This is a genomic window from Streptomyces hainanensis, assembly GCF_004348415.1.
Classification (GTDB): domain Bacteria; phylum Actinomycetota; class Actinomycetes; order Streptomycetales; family Streptomycetaceae; genus Streptomyces; species Streptomyces hainanensis.
The window spans coordinates 1-4,673 of record NZ_SMKI01000547.1 but is presented as its reverse complement, the minus strand read 5'-3'; the positions used below and the strand labels follow the sequence as shown (position 1 = coordinate 4,673).

The 4,673-nt window shown below is 74.2% G+C and carries 4 protein-coding genes; all 4 read left to right on the top strand.

Annotated elements, in window-relative coordinates:
• Positions 1–2,782, top strand: a 2,782-nt coding sequence (infB, locus tag E1283_RS32195) for a translation initiation factor IF-2 (protein ID WP_132821702.1), incomplete at its 5' end; no start/stop codon positions are given.
• A 72-nt stretch (positions 2,783–2,854) separates the two neighbouring features.
• On the top strand, positions 2,855–3,151 hold the full coding sequence (locus E1283_RS32190; RefSeq protein WP_132821701.1) for a DUF503 domain-containing protein: 297 nt from the start codon (positions 2,855–2,857) through the stop codon (positions 3,149–3,151).
• Between the two features lie 71 nt (positions 3,152–3,222).
• Positions 3,223–3,708, top strand: a complete 486-nt coding sequence (gene rbfA, locus E1283_RS32185; RefSeq protein ID WP_132821700.1) for a 30S ribosome-binding factor RbfA — start codon at positions 3,223–3,225, stop codon at positions 3,706–3,708.
• Positions 3,709–3,715: 7 nt separating this feature from the next.
• Positions 3,716–4,621: a tRNA pseudouridine(55) synthase TruB gene (truB, locus tag E1283_RS32180; protein ID WP_132821699.1), complete on the top strand. Its 906-nt coding sequence runs from the start codon at positions 3,716–3,718 to the stop codon at positions 4,619–4,621.
• Positions 4,622–4,673 lie beyond the last annotated feature (52 nt).

The following is a 4,673-nucleotide window of genomic DNA, read 5'->3' as shown; positions in this document are numbered from 1 at the left end:
CCCGGGCCCCAAGCCCGGCGCCAAGCCGGCCCCCGCGGTCCCCGAGTTCACCCAGCCGACCGGCGGTGGCGAGCAGGCGCCCGCGCCTCAGCAGCAGCAGCCGCAGCCGGCTCAGCCGCCGCAGGCTCAGCAGCCCCAGCAGCAGCGCCAGGCCGGTCCGCGTCCCGGCGGACAGTCGGGCCCGCGCCCGGGTACCCGTCCGGGTGCCGGTGCGCCCAAGCCGGGCGGGGCGCGTCCCGCCCCGGCCAAGCCGGGTGCCAGCGCGCCCAAGCCGGGCGGCCGCCCGGCCGGCCCGCGTCCCGGCAACAACCCCTTCACGACCAGTGGTTCCACCGGCATGGCCCGGCCCCAGCAGGCGCCGCGCCCCGGCCCGGCGCCCCGACCCGGCGCGCCGGCCCAGGGCGGTCCGCGCCCCGGTGGCCAGGACCGTCCCCCGCGCCCGCAGGCGCCGGGTGGCGGCCGGGCGACCCCGGGCAACATGCCGCGTCCGCAGGGCGGGGCCGCGGGCGGCCCGCGTCCGGGCCCCGGCGGTAACCGGCCGAACCCCGGCATGATGCCGCAGCGCCCGTCCGGCGCCGGCCGCCCCGGCGGCGGTCCCGGCGCCCGTCCGGGCGGTCCCGGCGCCCGCCCGGGCGGTGGCGGCGGTGGCGCGCGTCCGGGCGGCGGCGGCTTCGCCGGCCGCGGTGGCGGCGGCGGTGGCGGCGGTTTCGCCGGCCGCGGTGGCGGCGCGGGTGCCGGCACCGGCACCCGTCCCGGTGGTGGCGGCTTCGGTGGCGGCGGTGGCCGTCCCGGTGGCGGCTTCGGCGGCGGTCCCGGCGGCGGTGGCCGGCCCGGCGGCCCGGGTGGCCGTGGTGGCACCCAGGGCGCGTTCGGCCGTCCCGGCGGTCCGGCGCGGCGTGGCCGTAAGTCGAAGCGTCAGCGGCGCCAGGAGTACGAGGCCATGCAGGCCCCGTCCATCGGCGGCGTGATGCTTCCGCGCGGCAAGGGCGAGGTCATCAGGCTCTCCCGTGGCGCGTCCCTCACCGACTTCGCCGAGAAGATCAACGCCAACCCGGCGTCCCTGGTCCAGGTCATGTTCAACCTGGGCGAGATGGTCACCGCGACGCAGTCCGTCTCCGACGAGACGCTGAACCTGCTCGGCGACGAGATGAACTACACCGTTCAGATCGTCAGCCCGGAGGAGGAGGACCGCGAGCTGCTCGAGTCCTTCGACATCGAGTTCGGCGAGAACGAGGGCGGCGAGGAGAAGCTGGTCTCGCGGCCGCCGGTGGTGACCGTCATGGGTCACGTCGACCACGGTAAGACCCGCCTGCTGGACGCGATCCGCAAGACCAACGTCATCGAGGGCGAGGCCGGCGGCATCACCCAGCACATCGGTGCCTACCAGGTCTCGATCGACGTCAACGACGAAGAGCGGCGGATCACCTTCATCGACACCCCGGGTCACGAGGCGTTCACCGCCATGCGTGCCCGTGGTGCCAAGTCGACGGACATCGCCATCCTCGTGGTGGCGGCCAACGACGGCGTGATGCCGCAGACGATCGAGGCGCTGAACCACGCCAAGGCGGCCGACGTGCCGATCGTCGTCGCGGTCAACAAGATCGACGTCGAGGGCGCCGACCCGACCAAGGTCCGCGGCCAGCTGACCGAGTTCGGCCTGGTGGCCGAGGAGTACGGCGGCGACACCATGTTCGTCGACATCTCCGCCCGCCAGGGCACCAACATCGAGTCGCTGCTGGAGGCCGTCGTCCTGACCGCCGACGCCGCGCTCGACCTGCGGGCCAACCCGACGCAGGACGCCCAGGGCATCGCGATCGAGGCCCACCTGGACCGGGGCCGCGGCGCCGTGGCCACCGTGCTCGTCCAGCGCGGCACGCTGCGCGTCGGCGACACGATGGTGGTGGGCGACGCCCACGGCCGTGTCCGGGCCATGCTGGACGACTCCGGTCGCACGCTCGCCGAGGCCGGGCCCTCCACGCCCGTCCTGGTGCAGGGTCTGACCAACGTGCCGGGGGCCGGGGACAACTTCCTGGTGGTCTCCGACGACCGGACCGCACGGCAGATCGCCGAGAAGCGCGCCGCCCGCGAGCGGAACGCGGCGTTCGCCAAGCGCACCCGCCGGGTCTCCCTGGAGACTCTGGACACGGTGCTCAAGGCCGGCGAGGTCCAGCAGCTCAACCTCATCATCAAGGGCGACGCGTCCGGTTCGGTCGAGGCCCTGGAGTCCTCGCTGCTCCAGCTCGACGTCGGCGAGGGTGTCGACCTGCGCGTGCTCCACCGGGGCGTCGGTGCGGTCACCGAGACCGACATCGACCTGGCCAGCGGCTCCGACGCCATCGTCATCGGCTTCAACGTGCGCGCCGAGGGGCGTGCCACGCAGGCGGCCGAGCGCGAGGGTGTGGACGTCCGGTACTACTCGGTCATCTACCAGGCGATCGAGGAGATCGAGGCGGCCCTGAAGGGTCTGCTGAAGCCGGAGTACGAGGAGGTCGAGCTGGGCACCGCGGAGATCCGCGAGGTCTTCCGCTCCTCCAAGCTGGGCAACATCGCGGGTGTCCTCATCCGCTCCGGCGAGGTGCGACGGAACACCAAGGCCCGCCTGGTCCGCGACGGCAAGGTCGTCGCCGAGAACCTCAACATCGAGGGGCTGCGGCGCTTCAAGGACGATGTCACCGAGATCCGCGAAGGCTTCGAGGGCGGTATCAACCTCGGAAACTTCAACGACATCAAGATCGACGACGTCATCGCGACCTACGAGATGCGCGAGAAGCCGCGCGTCTAGCGGTCGGGCCGGGGCCGGTCGGCGGGGGAAACCCCGTCGATCGGCCCCGGCCGCTGCCGTTACGATCACCGCATGTATACCGGGACACTCTCCTTCGACCTGTTGCTCGGCGATGTCCACTCCCTCAAGGAGAAGCGCTCGGTGGTGCGGCCGATCGTGGCGGAACTCCAGCGCAGGTTCGCGGTCAGCGTCGCCGAGGTGGGCGGTCAGGACCTCCACCGGCGGGCCCACATCGGGCTCGCGGTGGTCTCGGGGGACGCCGGCCGGCTCACCGAGGTGCTCGACAACTGCGAGCGCTGGGTGGCGGAGCGACCCGAGGTGGAGCTGCTGTCCGTGCGGCGGCGTGTCCACGGCGGCGAGGACGAGTAGCCGGGCGAGCCCCGGCGACGCGGGCTGACCATGAGCCGCGACATTCGAGAACAGTACGAGGAGACGGAGCAGTGGCCGACAAGGCTCGGGCGAAGAGGCTGGCGGACCTCATCCGCGAGGTGGTCGCCCAGAAGCTGCAGCGGGACATCAAGGACCCCAGGCTGGGCACCCGGGTGACCATCACCGACACCAGAGTCACCGGGGACCTGCGGGAGGCGACCGTCTTCTACACGGTGTACGGCGACGAGTCCGACCGGGAGGAGGTGGCCGCCGGGCTGCGCAGCGCCAAGGGCGTGCTGCGCTCCGCGGTCGGCGCGGCGGCTGGCGTCAAGCACACTCCGAGCCTGGAGTTCGTGCCGGACGCGCTGCCCGAGACGGCACGCAACCTGGACCACCTGTTCGACCGGGCCCGGGAGCGCGACGAGGAGCTGCGCCGCTCGTCGGCCGGGGCCGAGTACGCCGGCGGTGCCGACCCGTACCGGGAGAACCGCGAGGAGCGGGAGCCCGACGACGAGGGTGGCGCCGGCTCCACGGCGCCGAGCGGGGACGAGGACTGACCGGCGCATGACTGGATCAACAGCCGACGGGCTTGTCGTGGTGGACAAGCCCGCCGGCTTCACCTCGCACGATGTCGTCGCGGTGCTGCGCGGCATCGCCCGCACCCGGCGCGTCGGGCACGCGGGCACCCTCGACCCGATGGCCACCGGGGTGCTGCTCGTGGGCCTCGGCCGGGCCACCCGGCTGCTCGGCCACCTGGCCCTCACCGACAAGGAGTACCGGGGCACCATCCGCCTCGGCCAGACCACGGTCACGGACGACGCCGAGGGCGAGGTCACCGCGGCGCGGGGCGCGGCCGGCGTAGAGCCGGCCGCCATCGCCGCCGGCGTCGCGGCCCTGACCGGCGAGATCATGCAGGTGCCGGCCAAGGTCAGCGCCGTCAAGATCGACGGCCAGCGCTCCTACCGGCGGGTGCGGGCGGGCGAGGAGGTGGAGATCCCGGCACGCCGGGTCACCGTCTCCACCTTCACGGCGGACCGGGCCGTCGAGCGCGTCCTCGCGGACGGCCTGACCGTCACGGACGTCGACATCACCGTCGTCTGCTCCTCGGGCACCTACATCCGTGCCCTGGCCCGCGACCTCGGCGCCGCGCTCGGCACCGGCGGCCACCTCACCGCGCTGCACCGCACCCGCGTGGGCCCCTACACGCTGGGAGCCGCCCGCACCGTCGACGAGCTGCGCGCCGAGCTGGTCGTGCTGCCGCTCGACGAGGCCGCGGCGGCCTCCTTCCCGCGCTGGGACGTGACCGAGCGGGAGGCCAGGCTGCTCGGCAACGGAGCCAGGATCGCCACCCCGCGGCTGCCGGCGGGCCCGGTGGCCGTCTTCGGGCCCGACGACCGGCTGGTGGCACTCGTCGAGGCCGACGGCGACCGGGCCAGGAGCCTCGCCGTCTTCGCCCCCCAGGGCGGCTGACCGGCCCCCGCGCCCCTCGGCCGGTTCGCAGGAGTCCGACGTGGCGGGTGGG

Excerpts from the sequence above, each read along its gene's own strand:
- truB (WP_132821699.1), top strand. The coding sequence starts at position 3,716 with ATGACTGGATCAACAGCCGACGGGCTTGTCGTGGTGGACAAGCCCGCC.
- E1283_RS32190 (WP_132821701.1), top strand. The coding sequence starts at position 2,855 with ATGTATACCGGGACACTCTCCTTCGACCTGTTGCTCGGCGATGTCCAC.